Origin of the sequence: Butyrivibrio sp. XBB1001 (assembly GCF_000424505.1) — a bacterium.
Taxonomy (GTDB): Bacteria; Bacillota; Clostridia; order Lachnospirales; family Lachnospiraceae; genus Butyrivibrio.
This window is the reverse complement of sequence record NZ_KE384201.1, coordinates 93,937-118,290: the sequence shown is the minus strand read 5'-3', so window position 1 is coordinate 118,290 and position 24,354 is coordinate 93,937. Positions and strand designations below refer to the sequence as shown.

Below are 24,354 nucleotides of genomic sequence, written 5' to 3'. Positions count from 1 at the left end.
ACAGATGTACTAGGCCTTAAGAGCCTTTTTGTTTTCATACATTTGAGCATCAGCCCGTTCAAAGACTCTGGCTACACTTTCGTCGCTATCAAACTTTGATGTTCCAGCGGCAATTACTACATCACCATCATTTTTTCTCTGCAGATTTGATACATGGAAATCCTGCATGATGGAATCGATGTTTTTGTAATCACTACCCTGGATCACTACGGCAAATTCATCGCCGCCAATTCTAAATACCGGGCTGTGCTTAAAGGTGTTACAGATGATAGCACAGCCATCCTTTATGTATTTATCTCCAGCCTGATGACCGTAGAGATCGTTAACCTGTTTTAAATCGTTTATATCAAAGACAGCAACTGCAAAGGTTGTCTTTTTCTTTTGAGAGATCAGAGCATCCATCTTGTGTTCCACATCCGCGTAGGCATGCTTGTTCTTGACGCCTGTAAGCTCATCAATGCTGGCCTTGTTCTCTACTGCAAAGATGTGCTCTTCATATTCCTTTTCTTTCCTTACTCGCTCGTCTATATTAACGATACCAAAAATAAGCTTTTCCTTGCCGTCTTCTACTAGAAGAACGGCACGGGTGTTTACATAGATAGCCTTTCCTTGCGTTTTGAGCCTGTGCCTGTTTTCAAAAACGCCCTGTGTTCGAATCTTGTTTAATACTTTTTCTTTTGAAAAAGCAGTAAGGAATGCGTCAACGTCTTCTTCATAAATGCCATAAGGAATTCTTTCAATGACTTTATTAAAAAAGTCATCTCCCTCTGGAGGCATATCCATATCTGAAATAATATTAAGAGGGCTATATCTGGTGTAAGCTAATGTCTCAAGATCAACAGTGTAAATATAAATAAGATTACCCGTAAGAGCGCCAATACGTGAGTAAATAATGTTCTGCTCCTTGGCAAGACTAATGGCATCTCTTGCCTTCATCTCATCATCTACATTTCTGGTTCCAACGATGATATAGTTGCCATTTCCGCGGACTTCCACAGCCTTTACGCTAACATAGATAATATCATCACCCTGATGAATTCTTGTAACAACAGAGAAAACGCCATGTTTGGCAATTTCCTGTGTTATTCTTTCTTTTGTGAAGGCTTCAAGAAGTGCTGGCTTGTCCTCGTCTGTGACAGGGAAATCAAAGGTGTCTCTGGTCAGGTTGAAATAATCTGTGCCATTCTGAATCACAGTCATATCATGATTATCACCGTTCGTTGCGTATTCAGTGAATTCATCTGTATCCATATTTACAAAATATAGATTTAGATAGTCTGAGGAAAGGGCCCTGGCGATATAGTTAAAGTTAAGGTTGTCATTTTCGTCTGTGTCGCTGACAGAGAGAATTACCATAGCTATAGCGGCTTCTTCTGTTATAGGATTTACAGCAACTCTCCTGATAAAAAGCTGCACATTACAGCCATCTCCAAAGAGGTCATCTATTATAAGGCGCTTGCCGTCCCGAGCGCACTGTCTCATGCAGTTAAAAGAGTAGTAGCCAGGTCCTGGTGTTATAGAATCATAGTCATATTCTATAAGATCGCTATAGGGATGAAGCCTTGTTTCTATGAACTTTTTATAACTGTAATTCGCCCTTACATACTTTGCCTTGGTTTTGGAAAAAGATAAGATGGCCATAGGCATGGTATCAAAATAGTTATCCAGCGAATCGTCATCGTTTCTGGATATTGAAAGGTCATAGAGATTAACCTTTCCAAGTTGCTCAAAGTAGTCGGATTCATCTGGATTTTCAAAGCTGATCGAAAATCCTTTTTCATTTCTTTTTATGATATCTGCAAGAGACAATGGCTTTGTGTAAAAGAAGCCCTGAAGCTTTGTACAGCCAATCTCGGTTAAAAAATCCACCTGCTCTTTAGTCTCTACGCCTTCTGCAACGGTATCCATACCAAGGGACATTGCAGTCTTTATAAGCTCTGTAAGAATTATTCGGCCGCTTACGCTAGCCTCTTTGTCGATAATAGTATCTACAAAGGCTTTATCAACCTTAAGAAGGTTAAACTTAATTTTTAAAAGGATAAGAAGTGAAGAGTAGCCGCTTCCGTAATTGTCCATCCAGACTTTTATGCCGGCTTTCTGGAATCGCTCAACTATACCTTTAAAGAAATCCACATCAGAATCTATGGTCTTTTCTGAGAGCTCCACAGATAGTTTACCCCTTGAAAGACCGGATTTATCTATCCTGTCAATGATTTCCTGAACCATATCGCAGGAATAAAAATCGGATCTGCCAAGATTAACGGATTCCGGAACGACAAAAATACCGTGCTCGTCCTGTCCTTTCATCTTGCTAAGGACTCTTTCTACCATATAAAGATCAAGCTTGTACGTTAGATTCTCTCTTTCCAGAACTGGAATAAAATCATTAGGAACGAAGATACCAAGTTCAGGGTCTTCCCATCTTGCAAAGGCTTCTTCATCAGAAATAAAGCCACTTGCCGCGCGGATAAGAGGATGATGGTACGCTTTTATCCAGCCTTCGTCTATGGCTCTGTCCAGATTATATAGGAAATACTGCTCGAATTCCTGCTTGTTAGTAAAGGTGTTGTTCAAGTAGTGACCTCCGCATGTATCCAGGCCTTTGTAAAACGATTTACCGTTACTATTTTATCATGAATCGGGGGGGGTAAAACACTGTAACCAGATTTCTTATATTTTTTTTATAAAAAGTTAAAAAAATAAGGGGGAAACCATACTAATTACTTGGAAAAGATAGTAGTATTTATAGTTGTACAAATGGAAACTTTTATTTCGGGGGTAAAGGCAAAATGATTAGTACAGAAGACAAAAAGTGGGTAGATGAAGCTCTTTCCAAAATTGCTGCCAAGATGGAGACAGTAACAGAGCAAAATGTGGGTAAAATCCCATATTCCACTGATGAAAATGGAAGATTTGATGACAGATCTTCTGATAAGGATATCTGTTGGTGGACAAATGGCTTTTGGGGCGGTGAGATGTGGCAGCTCTACAAGCTTACAGGAAAAGAACTATTTAGAAATGAAGCAATTGGCACAGAAAACAAGATGGACCGTGCCTTTATGAATTATAACGGAATGGACCACGATGCAGGCTTTAGGTGGCTTCCAACATCTGTAGTCAGGTACAAGATGGAGCATAACCCGGAGTCCAAAAACAGAGCTCTTTTGGCAGCAGCAAGCCTTGCAGGCCGCTTTAACTTAAATGGCAACTTTATTCGTGCCTGGAATGACTGGGGAGATGATAGAGATACCACAGGCTGGGCTATCATAGACTGCATGATGAATCTGCCTCTTTTATACTGGGCTTCTAATGAACTTAAGGACCCCAGGTTTAAGGCTATAGCTGTTGCTCACGCTGACACAGCCATGAAGAGCTTTATAAGAGAGGATGGCTCAGTAAGGCATATTGTGGGTTTTGACCCTGAGTCAGGAGCTTTCCTTAGAGACTATGCTGGACAGGGCTATGCAGAAGGCTCTTCCTGGACAAGAGGCCAGAGCTGGGCTCTTTACGGTTTTGCTCTTAGTTACAAATATACAGGGGAAAAGAGATATCTTGAAACTGCAATGAAGGTGGCTGACTATGTACTGTCTGAGCTTGATAGCAAGTACCCTGAGTACCTGGTTCCTGTAGACTATAGGCAGCCAGCTGACCCTTACTACGAGGATTCTACAGCTTCTGCTATTACAGCCAGCGGACTTATCGAACTTGCAGGACTATTGGAAGGTTTGGAGGATTTCGCAGAGGCTGGCATATCCAAGGAGAATGCTGACAGATACCAGGCAGCAGCTATAAAACTTCTAAAAACTCTTCATGAAAAGCGCTGCGACTACACTACAGACAAGGACAATATTGTGGAAAAGTGCACTGCAGCCTACCACGATGCAAGGCATGAATTTGCCATAAACTATGGTGACTATTACTACATCGAGGCTCTTATGAAGCTTTCCGGGGATGCGCTTGAGATCTTCTAAGAAGACTTATTGTGCAATTCATTTATATTCAAAATTATTGTGATCAGGGGGAATAGAAATGGTTTTTAAGCCTAAACATACAGATTTTGAACTTAGCCCCTATACAGGGCTTGACCGCCAGAGCTGGATTGAGGCAGCAGAGTATCTTTTGGGCGGAATATTTGGAAACATAAAGGATATAGAAGATCCTGTTGTTATGCCAAGATACGAGACGGAGGTTACTTATCCTTCAAAGGATGCTCCGATGTGGCGCAAAAAGGCAGAAGTATTTGAAGGCCTTTGCAGATCTTTTTTCATATCTGCACCACTTATCCACATTGAGCCGGACCTTGTGCTGAACGGGATTAACATCCGCGACTATTACAAAAAGCAGGTCCTCTACGCAGTGACTCCTGGTGTGGACAATTATGTATTAAACTACTCTGATATGAGAAATCTTGATAAGAGCAATAATCCCACAGCCTGTTATCAGCAGACTGTAGAGACTGCAGCTCTCGTTATCTGCCTGTGGCTAAGTCATGAAGAAATTTGGGATACCTACACCAAAGAGGAGCAGGACAGGATTGCAGCATTTTTAACTGACTTTGCCCATTCCAATACTGTTCCGCAGAACTGGCGTCTATTTAACATGCTGGACATGGCCTTTTTATATATGAATGGCTATCCAATCGATGAGGATATCATGCGAGACCACGCCCAGAACATCCTTCACTACTATGTTGGAGATGGCTGGTACAGAGATGGTCAGTCCTTTGACTACTACTCCTGCTGGGCTTTCAACATGTATACCGCTATCTGGAACAATTGGTATGGTTATGAAAAAGAACCTTATATTGCCCGGAAATTCGAGGAAAATTCAAATAAGCTAATGGAAACCTATCCGGATTTCTTTGACAGGGACGGCTTTACAAACATGTGGGGCAGAAGTGGCATCTATAGAAACGCAGCCACCAGCTCTTTTGACGGCAACCTTCTTATGAAGAATCCTGCTATAGATCCAGGACTTGCAAGGCGCATCTGCTCTGGATCCCTTTTGCAGTTCCTTCAAAGAGATGATTTTTTGTGGAATGGGGTTCCTACCCTGGGCTTTTACGGCCCGTTTATCCCGCTGGTTCAGGGCTATTCCTGCGCTGAGTCTCCAATGTGGCTTGCAAAAGCTCTTTTGTGCCTGCACCTTCCCAAGGATCACCCCTTCTGGACGGCAAAAGAAAATAATGGCACCTGGGAGAAACTTGGAGAGCGTGAAACAAAGGTCACAACCCTTGACGGACCAGCTCTTTGCTTTGCTAACCACGGAGCAAATGGCATTACAGAGCTGCGCTCAGGTAAGATGGTAAAAAATAAGTCTGACAGCCACGGTATCTGGAACTACGGAAAGCTTGTGTTTAATTCTAAATTCCCATGGGAGTCTGCACCTCATGGAGAAACTTTCTGCGTTGGTGCTGATGGAGAGCTTACCCTGACAGAGGCCAAAATGCAGATAGAGTCCCAGCAGTATTCTCTTTGCTATCTTGATGAGGAAAATCAGGCTGATGGCTCATCTGAGATGCCTTCAATCACTCCAAACGCCACATTCTGGCATGGAGAAAAGGGAAATGTCCTCTATCGCCGCCAGTTCTGGGAGTACGAGACTCAGACAGAGACTCACTGGCGCACAGCAATTGACCTTGCGGACTTTGCGGTTCCTTACGGAATCTTTAGGGCAGATAAGATCAGAATGTTCAGAAGGCCCATTAGCCTTACTCTTGGTTCTTTTGGCTTTCCTGATAACGGAACAGAAATTTCAGTCAGGGAAAAAGACGGCTACAAGGCTGTGATCCTAAAGGGACACGACCACACTGGTAAGGACAAGCAGCTTGCCTTCACGATCATGGATGGCTGGAGTGATATTAAGCTTATCAAGAGTAGCGATACCAACCCGGATAGTAAGAATTCGATAGTCCTTTTTGCGGAGACCAGGAGAAATAAGCAGTACGGCTATGAGCCTTACTTCCTTATCTCACAGACAATCACCAAGGAAGACCTTACTGACTTTACAGAGGATGAGCTGTTCCCGGTAAAAGAGATACTTTATACCGATCCTCAGAAGTGCGGTGGCTATGGCCCTGTGACAATTGTATTAAAGAATGGGGATAAGAAAGTCATTGATTTCTACGGAATAGAAGCGAAATTACTATTGTGATTTCTTTCTTTGAAAAATGGAAATCATTGTGATAGAATTTTGAGATATATATGATGATATAGAATTGCTAGAACTTTATAGAAACGAATCAATTCGTATATCATATAAATTTAGTGAGAATATGATGGGAATCATATACACATAGAAGTTATGTTAGAAGGAGCACAGTATGGCAGAAGTTTACAATCATCATGCTATTGAAAAAAAGTGGCAGGAGTACTGGAAGGAGAACGAAACTTTCAAGACAGATGTCTGGGATTTCAGCAAGCCTAAATATTATGCATTGGATATGTTCCCATATCCATCAGGAGTAGGCCTTCATGCCGGTCATCCGGAAGGCTACACAGCTACAGATATAATGTCACGTATGAAGCGTATGCAGGGCTACAACGTTCTGCACCCAATGGGATACGATTCATTCGGACTTCCTGCAGAGCAGTATGCGGTTACAACAGGTAATCATCCTGCGGGATTTACAGAGAAGAATATTGAGACATTTTCAGGCCAGCTTCGTGAGCTTGGCTTTGACTATGACTGGTCCAAGATGATCGCAACTAGTGACCCTAAGTTCTATAAGTGGACACAGTGGATCTTTAAAAAGCTCTATGAGGCAGGCTATGCCAAGCATATCGATATGCCTGTTAACTGGTGTGAGGAGCTTGGAACTGTTCTTTCAAATGACGAGGTTATCGACGGCAAGTCTGAGCGTGGTGGATATCCTGTAGTCAAGAAGATGATGAAACAGTGGGTTATCGATCAGCAGGCTTTTGCTGAGGAACTTCTTGATGGCCTTAATGAGATTGACTGGCCAGAGTCAACCAAGGAGATCCAGCGTAACTGGATTGGTAAGTCAACTGGTGTAGAGGTTGATTTCAAGATTGTAGGTGGCGGAGAATTCTCTATTTTCACCACATGTATCGAGACAATCTATGGTATTACCTTCATGGTTCTTGCTCCAGACGGAGATGTAGTCAAGGGCCTTATGGACCGCGTTGAGAATAAGGAAGAAGTTCAGGCTTATATCGATGAGACTCTCAAGAAGAACGATCTTGACCGTACTGATCTTAACAAGACTAAGTCTGGATGCCCTCTTAAGGGAATTTATGCTATCAACCCTGTAAATGGCAAGGAAGTACCTGTATTTATCGGTGATTTCGTACTTGCAAGCTATGGTTCAGGTGCTGTTATGGCTGTTCCTACACATGACCAGAGAGACTTTGAGTATGCACAGGTTCACAACCTTCCTCTTATTCAGGTTATCAACAATACAGAGGGAACAGTTGATGTTTCTGAGCATGCTTTTGAGAAGCAGGATTATCTTGGAAAGGGCTGCATCCTTGAGAATTCTGAGGAATTCAACGGAATGACAGTTGAAGAGGCCAAGAAGGCTATTACCAAGAAGCTTGTTGATATGGGCGTTGCAAGAGAAAAGGTCAACTATCACTTCCGTGAGTGGATCTTTGCTAGACAGCGTTACTGGGGCGAGCCAGTTCCTTGTATTTACAAAGAGGACGGCAGCATAGTATTCCTTGATGATTCAGAGCTTCCTGTTGTTCTTCCTGAGCTTGAGGATTACAAGGGACACGGCGGCAAGGCTCCTCTTGAGAATGCTACAGAGTGGAAGGCTTATGACAAGAACGGACTTAAGGGCACAAGAGAAACTTCTACAATGCCTGGTTCGGCAGGTTCTTCCTGGTACTATATGAGATATATCGATCCTGATAACGACAAAGAGTTTGCTAATCAGGAACTTTTAAAGCACTGGATGCCAGTTGACCTCTACGTTGGTGGCCCTGAGCACGCAGTAGGACATCTGTTATACTCACGTATTTGGAACAGATTCCTTTATAACAATGGTCTCTCTCCAGTAAAAGAGCCATTTAAGAAGCTTGTTCACCAGGGTATGATCCTGGGTGAGAACGGAATCAAGATGGGTAAGCGTTTCCCTGAATTCGTAGTTAACCCAAGTGATATCGTTCGTGATTATGGTGCTGATACACTTAGACTCTATGAGATGTTCATGGGACCTCTTGAGGTTTCCAAGCCATGGAATGGCGCTGCTGTAACTGGTGCCAGAAAGTTCATCAACCGTGTATATACATTCTTTACTGAGCCATCAAACATTTCTGATGACAAGAAGGCTAACCTTGAGAAGGTTTACCATCAGACAGTCAAGAAGGTTACAAGTGACTTCGAGGCACTTGGCTTTAACACAGCCATCGCCCAGATGATGATCTTTGTAAATGCTGTATACAAGGAAGGAAGCTGCCCAAGAGAGTATGCTGAGAACTTCATCAAGATGCTCTCATGTATCTGTCCACACGTTGGAGAAGAAATCTGGCAGATCCTTGGCCACGACAACACAATTGCTTACGAGCCATGGCCAACTTTTGATGAGTCCAAGATCGTAGAAGATACAGTAGAAATCGCTGTTCAGGTAAACGGCAAGGTTAAGGCTACTCTGAACATTGGCAAGGAAGATCCTAAGGATGAAGTAATTGCCAAGGGCAAGGAGCTTATTGCTGACAAGCTTGAAGGTAAGACTATTGTAAAAGAAATCTACGTTCCAGGACGTATCGTAAATATTGTAGTGAAATAATCAAAGCTCTTTAATATACGCTGCTACTCGTGTGATTACTACATTATTAATTGTGAATTATATTTCATAAATTCATGTAAAAAGTTATAGGACCAGCAGTGATGCTACTGTTTGGTCCTATTTCTATATTGTTAAAAAGAAAACGATTCGTTGACAAATCATTTCCTGATAGATATACTAGTTGAGCTTCAAAAACAATCACAATTTATAAAATTATTGTTTTGAGTAGGAGTTTTTATGATGGTAGAGGAAATGAAGTCATGGATACTGTAATGTGTTTATCAAAGGCAATACTATATTATATGTCGCTTATGAGCCAGTGGGATGAAAAGACAGATGCTTCTATTCTGGCAAGTGATGATAATGATACAAAAGAAAAAAGATACACTAGCGGTGGTAGGAATAAAGAAATAAAGGAAGAAACAATGACAGATAAGATTACACTTACTATACCTAAAAAGAAAAATATTGCACTTATTGCCCATGATGGGAAAAAGGCTGAGCTTATAGCCTGGTGTAAGGAAAATACGGAAATTCTTAAAAAGCACTTCCTGTGCGGAACAGGAACAACAGCGAGAATGATAGCTGATGCCACAGATCTTCCAGTAAGAGGCTACAACTCAGGCCCTCTTGGTGGAGACCAGCAGATTGGCGCCAAGATAGTGGAAGGAAAGATAGATTTTGTTATTTTCTTTTCTGACCCTCTTACTGCAGCTCCTCATGATCCTGATGTTAAGGCACTTATGAGAATAGTTCAGGTTTATGACATTCCATTTGCCAATAACAAGGCAACAGCTGATTTCCTTATTCGTTCAAGTCTTATGGATGAAGAATATAACCATGATGTTATAAACTTCCAGCAGAATATAGAGCAGAGAGCACATACACTGCCTAATAAGTGATTGAAACAACAATAAAAAGAACTTACATTTCCTGGGTGATACTTAGAAAATGTAAGTTCTTTTTATTTTTTGCAAAGCTGCTGACATGAATTATGATTGTTTCAGTCGCTGTAGCTTACGTCCATGTTTGCATAGATTCTAAAGTCTGGGTGCTGAGCCTGGATTTCTTTTACAACTTCTTTATAAATGTCATTTCTGTTAGGAACAAAGTCCATAACCAGATCGAATCGTATCTCTTTTTTCTGGAAGTCCACAAAGAATCCATGCATCTGCAGAACTTCATTGTGCTGAGAGACTGTTTTGGAAATTGAACCTCGAAGCGCAGCAATTTTCTCATCCTTGGTGTTTACTGAATAGACACCAACGGAAATGATGGAAACATTGTGCTCGTTATATACGCGGGAAGTAATTTCTCTTGTTATGGAATCAATCTTGTCAGCAGTGAAAGTGTCAGGGATTTCAATATGCACGGAAGCAAGTACCCTGTCAGGACCATAGTCGCTAAAGATAAGATCATATGCCCCTTGAACTCCATCTACAGACAGAATGGTTTTCTTGACTGCCTTGGAGGTGGTCGAGTCAATTCGCTGGCCCAGGATCTGGCTTATGGTATCACGGAGCATCTCGAAGCCTGATTTTATGAGGACTAGAGATATAATAGCTGCAAGCCATGATTCAAGGGATAAACCAAAGAATATATAGATAAAAGCTGCTACAAGAGTGGCCACAGAGATAATGGCATCAAATCTTGCCTCGGTGCCAGATGCTACCAGGGATTCGGAAGATACCTTTTTCCCTGTATTTATAAAGAACTGGCTAAGAGCAATCTTCACAACTACACCAACAGCCACGATGATAAGTGCGGTAGCGGAGTAATCTGCTGTTTCCGGGTGAAGGATGGCTTTTACGGACTCCACAAAGGAAGTTATTCCGGCGTAGAGAACGATCATAGAAATCACTATGGCGCTCATGTATTCGATTCTTCCGTAGCCTAAGGGATGCTTTTTATCTGGGGCTTTGCCAGCCAGCGCGGTGCCCAGGATTGTAATGACTGATGAAAGGGCATCACTTAGATTATTGACTGCATCAAGGATGATAGCGATGGAACCTGTGACAATACCTACCAGGGCCTTAAAGCCTGCAAGGAAGATGTTTACTATGATGCCAATGATACTGGTTCTTATGATGACTCTTCCGCGGCTTGCTACTTGTGTTCTTTCTGACATATATTTGCTCCTTATTATTTATTGTAAGTGAGATGTTTTATATTTGTTGTAAAGATTTAGTTGTGCACTACTTGCTTGATTACTATTCTATCATGAATAAGGAACTGGGACTAATTAAATACTATTAAAATACGGAAAATAAGGTAGAAAAGAGTAAAGAAGGAGCAAAAAAGAGCAAAGGAAAGAGTAAAGAAAAGAGCAAAGAAAAGAATAGAGAGTGAATGATATAAATAATAAATATAAAAATGAAACAAAATATATTGACATATGGAAATTGATGCATATAATAATAAATATAAAAATGAAACAAAAAAACAACCAGGCAGATAGAACATTAGATTACGTCTAGGTTGATCATAGATGGAAAGGGGGATGACAGCGTGGCAAGTTCTTTATCTAAATACAAGCACCCATACGTGACAGTAGATCTTTTACTATTCTCTGTGATTGATGATCAGCTGGCCATATGCCTGACAATGAGAGATGAAGAACCGTTTAGGGACATGTATTCGCTTCCAGGCTCCTTTGTAAGAGAGAATGAGTCAGCAGAGGGCGCAGTGGAAAGGCTTCTATCCAACAAGCTTGGACTTCAGAAACAGATATACACTGAACAGCTCCAGACTTTTTCAGATATTAACAGAGACCCCAGGGAGAGAGTTATTTCTATAGCTTATTTGGGGATAATTCCAGATCCTGAAGAGGTGAAGGTTCCCTGGATGAAGTGGTTTACCATATGTGGCTCCAACGTTGGCAGCTACAAGTTATGTCAGGTACAGCCTTTAAATGTGTCAGATATGACTACTGAGAACCATGTCAGGAATGCAGACTATAGCCAGGAGGCTATGTCGGAACAAGTACAGTCAGGAAGTGATGACTTTGTAACAGAATTCATCAGCACAAATCTTGGTTTTGACCATGACAAGATGCTGAGAATAGGTGTAGACAGGCTTAGGGCCAAGATTGATTACACCGACATTATCTTTAAATTCCTCAAGGATTCAGGCAAGTTCACAGCGGCAACACTTAGAGAAATCTATCAGGCTGTGACAGGACAGGAGATCAACAGAGGTAATTTTACCAAGTATCAGATGAATACTTACATGGAGCACGGCCTTATAAAGAAGACAGGTTCCACTTCAGTAGGTAGAGGAAGACCTGCAGATACATATTCATATATAGGAGGAGAAGGGTTATGGATAAAATACTAGTTGTAGTAGATATGCAGAAGGATTTCGTTACAGGATCTTTGGGAAGTGCAGAGGCACAGGCAATTGTTCCTGCAGTAGTTGAGAAGGTTAAAAATTTCGAGGGGACTGTGGTTTTCACTAGAGATACACACCATGAGAACTACATGGAGACACAGGAAGGCAGAAATCTTCCAGTTCCTCACTGCTATGAGGGAACAGACGGATGGCAGATCATTCCTGAACTTGCAGAGTTCGCAGAGGGCAAGAAGATATTCGATAAGCCTACATTTGGCAGCACAGAGCTTGCTGAGTATATCAAGGCTGAGGCAGAGAAGAGAAATGGGGAACTTGAAGTTGAACTTATCGGCGTTTGCACTGATATCTGCGTAGTAAGTAATGCGCTTCTTATCAAGGCTCTTAGCAGAGAAATTCCAGTATCTGTAGATTCTAAGTGCTGCGCAGGAGTTACACCTGCAGCTCATGATGCCGCTCTTGTTACAATGAAGAGCTGCCAGGTTCAGGTAGCCTGATAGTTGTACCAGATAAATGATTATCAGTGATTAGGTGCTGATATAGAGGGAAGGATAAAATGCTATGAAGATTGGCCTGGTTTTTGGAACCTTTGCTCCAATGCATTTGGGACACATGGATGTCATAAATATAGCCAAGAAAGAGATGGACAAGGTAATTGTTATCTGCTGCGGGCACGAAGGGGACAGGGGATATCCTCTTTTCCCTCTGGAAAAGAGATATGAACTTGCTGCAAAAGAGTTTGCGGATGACGAAAAGGTTTTTGTGACAATGCTGCCTGACACAGATCCAGAGATCAAGAAACACTGGGATCAGCAGCAGATCTGGAATTACTGGGTTGACAGGATGCTACTGCACCTCTTTCAAAAAGAGCTGATCCTTGCCAGAGATGAGCTGTGCTTCTACACCTCAGAGGGCGATTACACAGAGCTTTTAGAAAACACACCGCAGCACATCAGAGTTCATAGATGCCAGAGAGTAAGGCCAGTTAGCGGAACCCAGATTAGGGGAGATCTAGAAAACAGCCTTGAACTCATGGTACCGGCTTTCAGAGAATATGTAAGAGAGCACAGATAGTTCTTTTACCAGATAATATGTAAGAGAGCGTATATAAAATAGCAATAGATACAAGAGATATATAATAACGGGAAGAGAGATATCTTTTACCGAAAAAAGGGGAAAATAATTATGGAACAGATCATTACATCACTACTTGAAACAGACGCTTACAAATTTTCAATGGGACAGGCAATCTACCACCAGTTTAGTGACTACAAGACAACCTGGACTTTTAAGTGCAGGAACAAGGACGTTCACTTTACCAAGGAAATGGTGGACGAGATAAAGAGACAGATCAAGGCTTATTGCGAACTTAGATTTACAGAGGAAGAACTTGCATATCTTGAGAATATCGTTTGGATAAAGGGCTCTTATGTTGACTTCTTGAGACTCTGGCAGGCAAGATATGACGACTTTACAATCGATGACAACGCAGAGTGCGGCCTTAACATCGAGACTAAGGGCACATGGCTCAACACATCAATGTACGAGATTCCTACACTTGCTATTGTTAATGAAGTGTATTTCAGAATGCAGTACAACTACGACGAACTCATGGAGAGCTTCAAAAAGCGCCTTGATGAGAAGGTAAAAAAGGTTTCTGATGGAACTTACTGCCTGTCAGTATTTAGTGAATTTGGTCTTAGAAGAAGACTTTCAGCAGAGGCTCAGGACCTTGCTGTTAAGACTCTTAAGGAAGCTGACCTTGGCAAGTCCAAGTTCCTTGGCACATCTAATGTTTACCTTGCCAAGAAATATGGCGTAACTCCTGTAGGAACTATGGCTCATGAGTGGATCATGTGCACAGGTCAGGGCAATCACAAGCACAATCCTGCATATTCTAACTGGTATGCACTTGATGCCTGGGTAAAAGAGTATGGTATCTTAAACGGAACAGCCCTTACAGACGCAATTACAACAGACTGCTTCCTCAAGGACTTCCAGCTGACCTATGCGACACTCTTTAGTGGTGTTCGTCACGATTCAGGAGATCCAATCGAGTGGGGTGAGAAGATGATAAAGCACTACGAGAAGCTTGGAATCGACGCAAGAACCAAGACACTTCTTTTCTCAGACTCTCTTGACTTCGAGAAGGCAGACAAGCTCTTTAGACATTTCGATGGCAGAGCTAAAGTTGGCTTTGGTATTGGCACATATATTTCAAATGACACAGATGTGCCAGCTCTTAATATAGTAATGAAGACTACAGCCTGCAACGGCCAGGATGTTGCCAAGATCTCTGATGTAAAGGGCAAGGGGATGTGCAAGAACCCAGATTATGTAGATTACCTTCAGAGATGTATCGACTGGAGAATGACACACGAGAAGTGATATGTGGACTGATTTCAAGATATATGAGCTGGAGAATAATCCACAAATAAAGACAGTTAGAAGCCAGTATGTTAAGGGGCATGTGGATTGAAGGATTTAATTACGAGAATTGTAGAAATTACGAGGTGACGAGTATGGATTTTTTGCAGGACTTTGATGCAAACAAGAAAATAGAGGAGATCACAGCCTGGATCAGAGACTGGTTTGATGAAAACGGCCCTAAGGCCAACGCTGTAATTGGTATTTCAGGAGGCAAGGACTCCACTATAGTTGCAGCTCTTTTGGTAAGAGCCCTTGGCAAGGAAAGAGTATTTGGCGTTCTCATGCCAGATGGAGAGCAGAAGGATATCGCAGATTCTGAGAAGGTTGTAGAGGTTCTTGGAATAGATCATGCAATTGTAAATATCCATCCTGCAGTGCAGGGCATGTACGATGCAATAGAAACTGCTGAACTTACAATTCACAGCATGGGCAGAGTAGATTGGATTTCAGGAACCGGCGATTATGAGGGAACTGACGGAGCGCTTCTTTCTAAGAATGCTATGATCAATACTCCACCTCGAATCCGCATGACTACACTTTATGCAATTGCTGCTTCTCTTCCAAATGGCGGAAGAGTAGCCAATACCTGCAATAAATCAGAGGATTATGTTGGCTATTCTACCAAGTACGGCGATGCTGCTGGAGATTTCAGCCCATGCTCTGACTTTACAGTTACAGAGATGCGACTGATCGGCGATGCCCTTGGCCTTCCTTCAGAACTTATCCACAAGACTCCATCTGACGGCCTCTCAGGAATGTCTGACGAGGACAAGCTTGGATTTACCTACGATGAGCTTGACCGCTACATCTATACCGGAGTTCTTGAGGACGATGACAAGAGAAAGAAGATTGATCGCCTTCATCAGCTCAACCTCCACAAACTCCGCACAATTCCAATGTTCAAGCAGCAGTGATAGTGGCTTATGCAGCAGTGATAGTGACCTGTGCTGCAGTGGTAGTGGCTTATGCAGCAGTGATAGTGGCTTATGCTGCAGTGTGCAAAGGGCCAGGGAATTGACTGATGCTGAATTCTAGGCAGAGCGTATGCTGTAATATGAGCAGGCACTGATACAAATATATAGGCAAGTACTAGGAAAGATCTGGAATGGAATAAGATTATTATATGATCGAGATATAGTTGAGAATTTACATCTTTTTTCTTGCTTTTTGTTTTTGAGATGAGAGGGAAAAAATACAGTACATCTAAATCTATATTTCCTCCGGAAAAGATGTATGAGAGCCTTCTTGAAATCAAGAACAAGCTAGTTATGATCAATTGCCTGCCACAAATTTACAGCTGTTTTTGGTATTTTTGATAATAAAGTAGTACTAGATATGTAAATTTATAAAGAAACATTTTTTTACCCCCTAGAGATAGGGGGTATTTTTACACTCTATTATCGAAAATGGAAAAATAGACGTATTGCATTTTTTATGCCTCTGCCTGTTTTTGGAAATTGCAATAAAAGCTGTAAATAATAAATGATATAATGCTTATAATAAAATGGTATAATGTATACAGGGTAAATGGCTCGAATGAAATTGTTGAGGGGAAAATAAAATGGCTTTTGATGTTTCTAGTATTACTAGTGCAGTTAACAAATACTTATATTCTATATCAGATGTTAATAAACTTTTGACGCAAGGAACAAATTCATCTGCTAGTGAAGGCACAGATTCTAGCAGGGCTGCAAATTCCGAACTTGCAGGGTTATTTCAAAAGTACCTGACAGGAGCTATCAGAAATGCTGCATCTGGCGCAGATAACCTTAACTCCAATGAGATTGCAAGTGCCATGCTGTCTCTTGGTAATGGTGTCACAGCAGATAAGACTGCAATAGACCAGCTATCTTCCAATGACAACATGACAGATCTTGAAGTATCAAAAGCTCTGTCTACGCTAAAGGGCCTTAGTACAGGCCTTGATTCTGGTAGTTCTAATTCTTCCAGCTCGTTATCAGACCTTGATCTTGCATTTGGTTCATCGCTTCCTGATCTGACAGGGCTTGGTAAACTCAGCGAGAGCTCAAGTCTATTGAGCCTGCTGACACTACTAAGAGAAACCACAGGAAGCGAAACGGGCATTTCAGATGAAGTCAGGGAAGCTACAGGAAAAGAACTTGCAGCTGCAATAAAAGCTGCCTATGCAAATAAAGCAAATAATGAGAGTCAACAGACTTCATCAGATGCCAGAGATGTTTCAAGTCAGATTTCAAGTCAGTTTGAAGATCAGTTTAGTGGAAGTTTCAAGAGCCTTAATCTTGAAGCAGAGATAGAAAGCGCTTTTGCTGGAATGGATAACCTTCCACAGCAAATTAAGAATAAGATAGCAAGCCGCGATATAACTGGAGAAATCAATAAGAGTATTGATAATCTCGACATAAAAGGTGACATTCAAAGAAGCATAGCAAGTCACGATAGAAGCGATGAAATTAACACTTATAATGCCACAAGATTAAAAAATTATAAAAAACAGACTTCAGGTACTAGTGTATTTGGAGACTATCGATTATAATTGCTATGCAACTAAAGAAAAAAATAGTTGAAAAATCGAAATTGATAGTTTAAACTATACTAGTTGTTTGATGTGAAGTAATTTAGGAGGATTTTTTATGATTTCTGCAAGTGATTTCAGAAATGGTGTAACCATCGAGATTGATGGTAACGTATGTCAGATTATTGAATTTCAGCATGTTAAGCCTGGTAAGGGCGCTGCTTTCGTAAGAACTAAGCTTAAGGACATTATCAACGGCGGTGTTAAGGAAACAACTTTCCGTCCAACTGAGAAGTTCCCTGCAGCTAGAATCGACAAGAAGGATATGCAGTATCTCTATCAGGATGGCGATATTTATAACTTCATGGATTCAGAGACTTATGAGCAGATCGGTCTTACATCAGAGCAGATCGGTGACTCTCTCAAGTTTGTTAAGGAGAACGAGGTTTGTAAGGTTATGTCTTATAACGGCAACGTATTTGCTGTAGAGCCTCCAATGTTTGTTGAACTTGCAATCACAGAGACTGAGCCTGGATTCAAGGGCGACACAGCTACTGGTGCTACAAAGCCTGCAACTGTTGAGACAGGTGCTAACGTAGCAGTTCCTCTCTTCGTTAACGAAGGTGATGTTATTAAGATTGATACTAGAACAGGCGAGTATCTTTCAAGAGTTTAATTTTTGACTACAATCCATATCTGACACGTATTTTATAGAAACTTAGTAAGGCAATAGAGAACCACTTATGAACAGGTGGAGTCTTTATTGCCTTTTTTGTTGCACAACATAGGCAGAAAAAAGTACAAAGACAAAATACAAAAAGATACGTAATAGGAAGGATTATTTAAATATGTCAATTAATGGATTTGGAAACAAGATGGTTGAGAAACTTAGGGAAATTTTAGGTTCTTTATATATTATTGAGTATAAAGAGGTGGTGAAGAATAATGGGAAGGTCTACCACGCAATCCTGGTCAAGAAGGAATCAGAAAAGATTGCACCAACCATCTATATTGATGATGATTATAAGGCTTTTACAGAAGGAGTCGATATTGATACCCTGGTGTACCGATTTGTAAAGATTTACAAGGAGAATGCAGTAAATGGAGATTTTGACATTAGCTCTTTTACCGACTTTTCAAAGGCATGCAAACAATTCACTTTCAAGGTTGTAGGTTATGACAAGAACAGGCAGCAGCTACGCGATATTCCTTACAAGAAGATTCATGACCTGGCACTTGTTCCTGTGTGCATGATAAAAAGTGATAGCCTCGGAGAAGGCAGTATTACTATTAAAAATGATCATATGAAGTACTGGGAAGTCTCTTTTGACGAGCTTTGGGAAAATGTGTATGAGTATGCAGAGGAGAATAGCCCTGTGTCTATAGAGAGCATTTTGCATACTTTGGGACATATGGTGCCAGGAAATATGTGCGATTCATTTTTGAAGGATATGCTGGTAATCTCAAATGAGTCAAAGTTAAAGGGAGCTTCTGCAATCTTTTACCCAGGTGTTATGGAGAGAATCGCTGACAGATTTGGAGGCGATTTTGTGATCATACCTTCGTCAATCCACGAGGTTATCGCTTTGTGTCTTCCAACGGGCGTAGATATTTCCGGTCTGGTTTCTATGGTCCGTGAGGTTAATTCTACGGTTGTCAGCGATGAAGAGGTGCTTAGTGACAGCGTGTATCTGTATGATCACAAGGCAAAAGAACTCAAGATATACTCGGAGTGAACAGCTTCCGGCACTGCCAAAGGCTGAAAAGTGGACTTTCTAGGGCCATTATGGTATTATTATCGGGTACGCTATGCACCCGTAGTCTAACGGATAGAACGTAGGCCTCCGACGCCTTTGATGCAGGTTCGATTCCTGTCGGGTGCATACTTTAAAGTGATACTAATGTAATTGAGGTTTGTTGATAGATGAAGAAGAAAGAGAACTATTCTTTTAGAAATAATAACAAGAATATTTTTGCGATACTTGGAGATAATAAGAAATACCTTATGCCTGTAGTGTTTGCGCTGGCGGTGGTTTTAACAGTAGTGATCGCCCTTAGTGCCAACAAAAGGTCTCAGGAGCAGGCTATAACAGGAGGAGAGGCAGATATTGCATCTTCTGTCGAGATTCCTGAGCTTAAGATGGAAGAGAATGCTTATCCTGAGGTCAATGCCCTTATTCAGGAGTACTACAATGCTTCTGCCAATGGTGATTCTGAGGTTATCACTTCAATCTACAAGGGACTTGAGGAAACCGAGCTTTTAAAGGCAGTAGCTGCTGCTGATTATATCGAGGAATTCCAGAATATCAAGGTATATACCAAGCCAGGACCTGTGGCAGGAAGCTATGTTGCTTACGTTTACAATGAAGTCAAGCTTTACAATTATCCCAAGGCTGTTCCAGGGCTTGAATCAATGTATATTTGCACAGATGAGGATGGCAAGCTTTATATCAATGGTGATGTTGCCAATGCCAATGAAATTGAGTATCTCAGACAGGTAAATGTTCAGGCTGATGTTATAGACCTTAATAACGAGGTAGCTACAGCCTATAACGATATGGTGAATTCAGACGAGGAGCTTGCTGAGCTTCTTACCAAGATGCGTGCAGGTCTTCAGGTTTCTGTAGGAGAATCTCTTGCTTCTTCTGAGGCTACATCAGCTGCAGCGGAAGAGAGCAGTGCAGATGAGGCCGCAACAGCTGCAACTTCTGAGGAGACAACTCAGACAGTTACTACACATACGATCAGAGCAACAGATGTTGTTAATATACGTAGTTCAGATAGTGAGACTGCAGACATTATCTCCAAGACAGCCAAGGGCGATGAGTACAAGCAGCTTGAAGCTCTTGCAAATGGCTGGAGTAAGATTGAGTATAATGGCGGAGTTGCATATGTTAAGACAGAATTCTTTGAAGTAGTAGGCGAGGAAACAGTCGAGGTTGAGAATGAAACGCAGACTGAGACTGAGAATACAGAGGAAACAAGTACTACTACAGCTACAGAGAATAATAACGGTGTAAAGTCTACAGATACAGGCAAGATGACCGTGTCAGATACAGTTAGACTTAGAGAGAGCCAGAGTACAGATTCAGAGGTTCTTGCTATGATCTATTCAGGAAGTACAGTAAATGTTATTGAACAGTACGCAAATGGATGGGCCAAGGTAGAGTACGACAAGAAGAAGGGATATATCAAGTCAGAATTCTTGTCTAAATAAGTCATATCTGCAGGAGGTGTCATATGTTTGGACGTATCAGAGTTGGTATCATGGGAGCAGGCTCCATAGCTGGAACTATGGCAAATACCATAAAGGGCATGAGAGGCGTAGTGTGTTACGCTGTTGGTTCCAGAAGCCAGGAGAAGGCTGATAAATTTGCGGCCCAGTATGGAATCAAGAAGGCTTATGGGTCATATGCGGAGCTTGTAAGTGATCCCAAGGTTGATCTTGTATATGTAGCTACACCTCATTCTGAGCACTATGAGAATGTCAAGCTAGCTCTTTCTGCTGGCAAGCATGTTATCTGTGAGAAGGCCTTTATGCTGGATGAGAAAGAGGCAGAGAAGATATTTAAATTTGCCCAGGAACAGAATCTTCTTGTCACAGAAGCTATGTGGACAAGATACATGCCTTTCAGACAGAAGATTGTAGAAGTGTTATCCAGTAATGTGATTGGAGAGCCAGTAATGCTCACTGCCAATCTGGGATATAACATATCGTACAAGGACAGAATAAATAAGCCTGAACTTGGAGGCGGAGCGCTTTTAGACCTCGGTGTATATGTTCTTAATTTTGCATCAATGTTCTTTGGCAATGATGTGACGGATATAGCTTCTATCTGCACCTTCAATAATCTTGGAATGGATATGCAGGATAGCATTACACTTAGATATAGAGATGGCAAGATGGCTGTTTTAAATGCTACAGCACTTGGAGTTTCTGATAGAAAGGGTGTTATCTATGGCACCAAGGGCTTTATGGTTATTGACAATATCAATAACTTTGAGGCTATCAGCGTTTACAACAATGAGTACAAGAAGCTGGCACATTACAAGAGGCCTAAACAGAAAACCGGATATGAATACGAAATAGAGTCCTGTGTAAAGGCTATTAATGAAGGCTGGATCGAATGCCCTGAGATGCCTCATTCTGAGTCTCTCAAGATTTTAAATATGATGGATTTTATCAGAAAGTCCAACAATATCAGATTCAAGGAAGACGATATGTCTTTTGATGAAAAAGAGAGCATTTCCGCACATGATGAAAGTTCCTATCAGGAACAGGCAAGCGAAGAAAAATAATACAAAAAACTCTTGCGCTTTAAATTATTGAAGTATATAATATCCATCAGGCAGTGATGTCTGCGCAATGGGGCGTAGAGACCGTTAGGTTTTTACGCCCTTTTCGTATATTATTGCAGAGCCGCTGATATGAAATATGTCAGCTAAGCTGACCAGCGGCTCGCAGACGAGTAGGAAGACTGACCGCCTTCTACTCGATTTTTATATTACTTTGATTGTTTTATGTACCTTAGGTACGGGAAGGAGAGAAAAATGTCATACGTTGACGAGATCTACAATTATGTTGTTGAGAAGAACCCAGCTCAGCCTGAGTTCCATCAGGCAGTAAAAGAGGTACTGGAGTCCCTTAGAGTTGTTATCGAGGCTAATGAAGAAGAGTATCGTAAGGATGCCCTCCTCGAGAGACTTGTAACACCAGAAAGACAGATTCTTTTCAGAGTACCTTGGGTTGATGATAAAGGACAGGTTCAGGTTAATAACGGATTCCGTGTACAGTTTAACTCAGCTATTGGACCTTACAAGGGAGGACTTCGTTTCCATCCTTCAGTAAACCTTGGAATCATTAAGTTCCTTGGATTTGAGCAGATTTTCAAGAACTCACTTACAAGCCTTCCAATCGGCGGTGGTAAGGGTGGTTCTGACTTTGATCCTAAGGGTAAGTCAGATAGAGAAGTTATGGCATTCTGCCAGAGCTTCATGACAGAGCTCTACAGACACATCGGAGCTGATACAGACGTTCCTGCTGGTGATATCGGTGTTGGCGGACGTGAGATTGGTTACATGTATGGACAGTACAAGAGAATCAGAGACGTATACGAGGGAGTTCTTACAGGTAAGGGACTTACATACGGCGGATCACTTGCTCGTACACAGGCTACAGGTTATGGACTTTTGTACCTCACAGAGGAACTCTTAAAGTGCCATGGCACAGACTTAAAGGACAAGACAGTAGTTGTATCTGGTGCTGGTAACGTTGCTATTTACGCTATCGAGAAGGCTCAGCAGCTTGGCGCTAAGGTTGTTACATGTTCAGATTCTACAGGTTGGATCTACGATCCAGAAGGAATCGATGTTGCACTTCTTAAAGAGGTCAAGGAAGTTAAGAGAGCCCGCCTTACAGAGTATGCTGCAGCTAGAAAGTCAGCGCAGTACCACGAGGGCAGAGGCGTTTGGTCTATCAAGTGTGATGTTGCTCTTCCTTGCGCTACACAGAATGAGCTTCTTATCGATGACGCCAAGGTACTTGTTGCAAACGGCGTAACAGCTGTTTGTGAGGGAGCTAACATGCCTACAACAATCGAGGCTACAGAGTACCTTCAGAAGAACGGCGTTCTCTTTGTTTGTGGTAAGGCTTCTAACGCAGGTGGTGTTGCTACATCAGCTCTTGAGATGAGCCAGAATAGTGAGAGACTTTCATGGACCTTCGAGGAGGTTGATGCTAAGCTCAAGCAGATCATGGTTAACATCTATCACAACATTGATGATGCTGCCAAGAAGTACGGCATGGAGGGCAACTATGTTGCTGGTGCTAACATCGCTGGTTTCCTCAAGGTAGCAGAAGCTATGAAGGCTCAGGGTATTGTTTAATACTCATATCACGTAAAAGAAAAAGCCATGTCCGGGAGTATAACTTCTTCCGGCATGGCTTATTTTTTGTAGCACAAGACCGGCAAGCGAATGGATGCTTGCATACAAATTCATCACTCATCAGCGTATAGCTGTCTGATCTTTTCTATCTCTTTATATCTGGTGTTAAAAATATCCACAACAATTGGGGAAAACTGATAACCTCGCTGCCTTGTAATCTCTATTTTTGCATCCATAGGAGACCAGGCCTCTTTGTAGGATCGTTTGCTGGTAAGAGCATCGTATACGTCAGCCACAGAAACAATTTGAGCGTAAATCGAAATTTCATCACCCTTAAGACCCCTTGGATAGCCCTTGCCGTCCCATCTTTCGTGATGCTCATAGGCTATGGCCCTTGCAATAGCCATGATTTCGCCTTCTCCGTGGGACAAAAGACTATCGCCGTAGGTAGAGTGGGTTTTTATTTGCTCAAATTCTTCAGGCGTAAGTTTTCCTGGTTTTTCGATTATCTCATTTGGAATCATGAGCTTTCCAATATCATGCATCATGGAAGCTACTTTTATGTACATAAGGTCAGTATCGTTCGAAACCAGGTCTTTTGCCAAAATAGCTGTATATTCCGATACTCGGCGGATATGGTGGCCGGTTTCGCCTGACTTGGCCTCAGAAATCGTTGCAAAGTCCCTTATTATATCAGTTTGGTTATCCTGGAACTTGCGCATATAGTCAAGCTGCTTGTCGTGCTCCTTGGATACCACCACATTTAGACTGGAAAAACCAACTGCTGCAATAGAAGAGATGATAACAACTGTATCCATCCAGAAGGTTTGGAAGTTAATAGTATCCGCAGATAACTCTGGGAATATGTACACGGCAGAAAAGCATATATCAATTAGGACTAAAAGAGCTGTGTTGTAGTAAAAAACAGGCTCCCAGCGGATAGTAGAATTATGGCTGTTGGCGTATTCAAAATCTTTTCTGTGAGCTACGCCTAGATATATGAGCTCCAATAGAAAAACAGAAATATAGGAACCTTGAGAAAAAGATAAGGTCTGAGCAATCCTGTCAAGAATTATATATTCTACGTAGATTGTTGATGCGATAAGAAGTCTGTAACCGCTTATTTTTGCATAAATGTATATGGGAAGAACATAGGATAAAAGATCTACAACAACAAAAAATAAAGCAAACAGCGCGTTCTCTATGTCTATATCAAGCGCTAGAACAGGCAAAAGATTAAAACGAACAGGATAGAATATCAGGAACTCTATAACAATTGATATAAAAGTACACGACAAAAAGAAGGACAAAATCACTGAGAATATCCGGGTTGCGATATTTTTTTTGCCCCATTGTACATATATCACATTGGCACAGAATAAGAGAGAAACGATCAGTCTGGGCCAATAATATTGTAGTGCGAATAATAAGTCCATTGAAAAAG

General features: G+C 41.6%; 18 protein-coding genes and 1 tRNA gene. 16 read left to right on the top strand and 3 right to left on the bottom strand.

Annotated features, from left to right (window positions below; translation table 11 throughout):
- Positions 1-9: 9 nt before the first annotated feature.
- On the bottom strand, positions 10-2,574 hold the full coding sequence (locus G631_RS20465) for a bifunctional diguanylate cyclase/phosphodiesterase (protein WP_051197337.1): 2,565 nt from the start codon (positions 2,572-2,574) through the stop codon (positions 10-12).
- A gap of 215 nt (positions 2,575-2,789) precedes the next feature.
- Here G631_RS20465 and G631_RS0116485 point away from each other — a divergent pair, with 215 nt between their 5' ends.
- From G631_RS0116485 to G631_RS0116470, 4 genes are all read left to right on the top strand, one after another.
- A complete protein-coding gene (locus G631_RS0116485; RefSeq protein ID WP_026490375.1) occupies positions 2,790-3,971 on the top strand; it encodes a glycoside hydrolase family 88 protein in 1,182 nt (393 codons plus the stop codon).
- 58 nt (positions 3,972-4,029) lie between these two features.
- A complete protein-coding gene (locus tag G631_RS0116480) occupies positions 4,030-6,153 on the top strand; it encodes a DUF2264 domain-containing protein (protein WP_026490374.1) in 2,124 nt (707 codons plus the stop codon).
- A gap of 169 nt (positions 6,154-6,322) precedes the next feature.
- Entirely contained in the window at positions 6,323-8,752 is a 2,430-nt protein-coding gene (leuS, locus tag G631_RS0116475; RefSeq protein ID WP_026490373.1) for a leucine--tRNA ligase, read from the top strand.
- Between the two features lie 425 nt (positions 8,753-9,177).
- The gene (locus G631_RS0116470; protein ID WP_026490372.1) at positions 9,178-9,654 is read left to right on the top strand and encodes a methylglyoxal synthase; all 477 of its coding nucleotides are present in this window, start codon (positions 9,178-9,180) and stop codon (positions 9,652-9,654) included.
- 101 nt (positions 9,655-9,755) lie between these two features.
- Here G631_RS0116470 and G631_RS0116465 read toward each other — a convergent pair whose 3' ends face one another.
- On the bottom strand, positions 9,756-10,880 hold the full coding sequence (locus G631_RS0116465) for a cation diffusion facilitator family transporter (protein ID WP_026490371.1): 1,125 nt from the start codon (positions 10,878-10,880) through the stop codon (positions 9,756-9,758).
- 380 nt (positions 10,881-11,260) lie between these two features.
- Between G631_RS0116465 and G631_RS0116460 the strand changes: the two genes are divergently transcribed.
- The 12 genes from G631_RS0116460 to gdhA all read left to right on the top strand — a co-directional run bounded on the left by G631_RS0116460 (position 11,261) and on the right by gdhA (position 22,910).
- On the top strand, positions 11,261-12,088 hold the full coding sequence (locus G631_RS0116460) for an NUDIX hydrolase (RefSeq protein WP_026490370.1): 828 nt from the start codon (positions 11,261-11,263) through the stop codon (positions 12,086-12,088).
- The gene (locus G631_RS0116455) at positions 12,073-12,597 is read left to right on the top strand and encodes a cysteine hydrolase family protein (RefSeq protein WP_026490369.1); all 525 of its coding nucleotides are present in this window, start codon (positions 12,073-12,075) and stop codon (positions 12,595-12,597) included. Before G631_RS0116460 ends, G631_RS0116455 begins: the two co-directional genes overlap by 16 nt.
- Before the next feature lie 64 nt (positions 12,598-12,661).
- Complete coding sequence (locus G631_RS19610; RefSeq protein WP_026490368.1) at positions 12,662-13,174, top strand: adenylyltransferase/cytidyltransferase family protein; 513 nt, start codon at positions 12,662-12,664, stop codon at positions 13,172-13,174.
- 105 nt (positions 13,175-13,279) lie between these two features.
- On the top strand, positions 13,280-14,488 hold the full coding sequence (gene pncB / locus G631_RS0116445) for a nicotinate phosphoribosyltransferase (RefSeq protein ID WP_026490367.1): 1,209 nt from the start codon (positions 13,280-13,282) through the stop codon (positions 14,486-14,488).
- 134 nt (positions 14,489-14,622) lie between these two features.
- Positions 14,623-15,444 carry an NAD(+) synthase gene (nadE, locus tag G631_RS0116435; RefSeq protein WP_035789969.1) on the top strand — a complete coding sequence of 274 codons (822 nt, stop codon included), beginning with the start codon at positions 14,623-14,625 and terminating at the stop codon, positions 15,442-15,444.
- Between the two features lie 647 nt (positions 15,445-16,091).
- The gene (locus G631_RS0116430) at positions 16,092-17,045 is read left to right on the top strand and encodes a hypothetical protein (protein ID WP_026490365.1); all 954 of its coding nucleotides are present in this window, start codon (positions 16,092-16,094) and stop codon (positions 17,043-17,045) included.
- Positions 17,046-17,142: 97 nt separating this feature from the next.
- The gene (efp, locus tag G631_RS0116425) at positions 17,143-17,700 is read left to right on the top strand and encodes an elongation factor P (protein WP_026490364.1); all 558 of its coding nucleotides are present in this window, start codon (positions 17,143-17,145) and stop codon (positions 17,698-17,700) included.
- Between the two features lie 172 nt (positions 17,701-17,872).
- Positions 17,873-18,760: a DUF5688 family protein gene (locus G631_RS20460; RefSeq protein ID WP_026490363.1), complete on the top strand. Its 888-nt coding sequence runs from the start codon at positions 17,873-17,875 to the stop codon at positions 18,758-18,760.
- Positions 18,761-18,835: 75 nt separating this feature from the next.
- Positions 18,836-18,907: transfer RNA gene (locus G631_RS0116415), tRNA-Arg, on the top strand.
- A gap of 41 nt (positions 18,908-18,948) precedes the next feature.
- Positions 18,949-20,241: an SH3 domain-containing protein gene (locus G631_RS0116410; RefSeq protein ID WP_026490362.1), complete on the top strand. Its 1,293-nt coding sequence runs from the start codon at positions 18,949-18,951 to the stop codon at positions 20,239-20,241.
- Positions 20,242-20,264: 23 nt separating this feature from the next.
- Positions 20,265-21,323, top strand: a complete 1,059-nt coding sequence (locus tag G631_RS19600) for a Gfo/Idh/MocA family protein (protein ID WP_051197336.1) — start codon at positions 20,265-20,267, stop codon at positions 21,321-21,323.
- 252 nt (positions 21,324-21,575) lie between these two features.
- Positions 21,576-22,910, top strand: coding sequence for an NADP-specific glutamate dehydrogenase (gene gdhA, locus G631_RS0116400; protein ID WP_026490361.1), 1,335 nt, complete (start codon positions 21,576-21,578; stop codon positions 22,908-22,910).
- A 113-nt stretch (positions 22,911-23,023) separates the two neighbouring features.
- Here gdhA and G631_RS21440 read toward each other — a convergent pair whose 3' ends face one another.
- The gene (locus G631_RS21440; RefSeq protein WP_081671390.1) at positions 23,024-24,346 is read right to left on the bottom strand and encodes an HD-GYP domain-containing protein; all 1,323 of its coding nucleotides are present in this window, start codon (positions 24,344-24,346) and stop codon (positions 23,024-23,026) included.
- Positions 24,347-24,354 lie beyond the last annotated feature (8 nt).

Excerpts from the sequence above, each read along its gene's own strand:
- G631_RS0116465 (WP_026490371.1), bottom strand. The coding sequence starts at position 10,880 with ATGTCAGAAAGAACACAAGTAGCAAGCCGCGGAAGAGTCATCATAAGA.
- G631_RS0116410 (WP_026490362.1), top strand. The coding sequence starts at position 18,949 with ATGAAGAAGAAAGAGAACTATTCTTTTAGAAATAATAACAAGAATATT.
- efp (WP_026490364.1), top strand. The coding sequence starts at position 17,143 with ATGATTTCTGCAAGTGATTTCAGAAATGGTGTAACCATCGAGATTGAT.
- G631_RS21440 (WP_081671390.1), bottom strand. The coding sequence starts at position 24,346 with ATGGACTTATTATTCGCACTACAATATTATTGGCCCAGACTGATCGTT.
- G631_RS0116480 (WP_026490374.1), top strand. The coding sequence starts at position 4,030 with ATGGTTTTTAAGCCTAAACATACAGATTTTGAACTTAGCCCCTATACA.
- gdhA (WP_026490361.1), top strand. The coding sequence starts at position 21,576 with ATGTCATACGTTGACGAGATCTACAATTATGTTGTTGAGAAGAACCCA.
- G631_RS0116485 (WP_026490375.1), top strand. The coding sequence starts at position 2,790 with ATGATTAGTACAGAAGACAAAAAGTGGGTAGATGAAGCTCTTTCCAAA.
- G631_RS19610 (WP_026490368.1), top strand. The coding sequence starts at position 12,662 with ATGAAGATTGGCCTGGTTTTTGGAACCTTTGCTCCAATGCATTTGGGA.
- leuS (WP_026490373.1), top strand. The coding sequence starts at position 6,323 with ATGGCAGAAGTTTACAATCATCATGCTATTGAAAAAAAGTGGCAGGAG.
- G631_RS20460 (WP_026490363.1), top strand. The coding sequence starts at position 17,873 with ATGTCAATTAATGGATTTGGAAACAAGATGGTTGAGAAACTTAGGGAA.
- nadE (WP_035789969.1), top strand. The coding sequence starts at position 14,623 with ATGGATTTTTTGCAGGACTTTGATGCAAACAAGAAAATAGAGGAGATC.
- G631_RS0116470 (WP_026490372.1), top strand. The coding sequence starts at position 9,178 with ATGACAGATAAGATTACACTTACTATACCTAAAAAGAAAAATATTGCA.
- G631_RS0116455 (WP_026490369.1), top strand. The coding sequence starts at position 12,073 with ATGGATAAAATACTAGTTGTAGTAGATATGCAGAAGGATTTCGTTACA.
- G631_RS0116430 (WP_026490365.1), top strand. The coding sequence starts at position 16,092 with ATGGCTTTTGATGTTTCTAGTATTACTAGTGCAGTTAACAAATACTTA.
- G631_RS19600 (WP_051197336.1), top strand. The coding sequence starts at position 20,265 with ATGTTTGGACGTATCAGAGTTGGTATCATGGGAGCAGGCTCCATAGCT.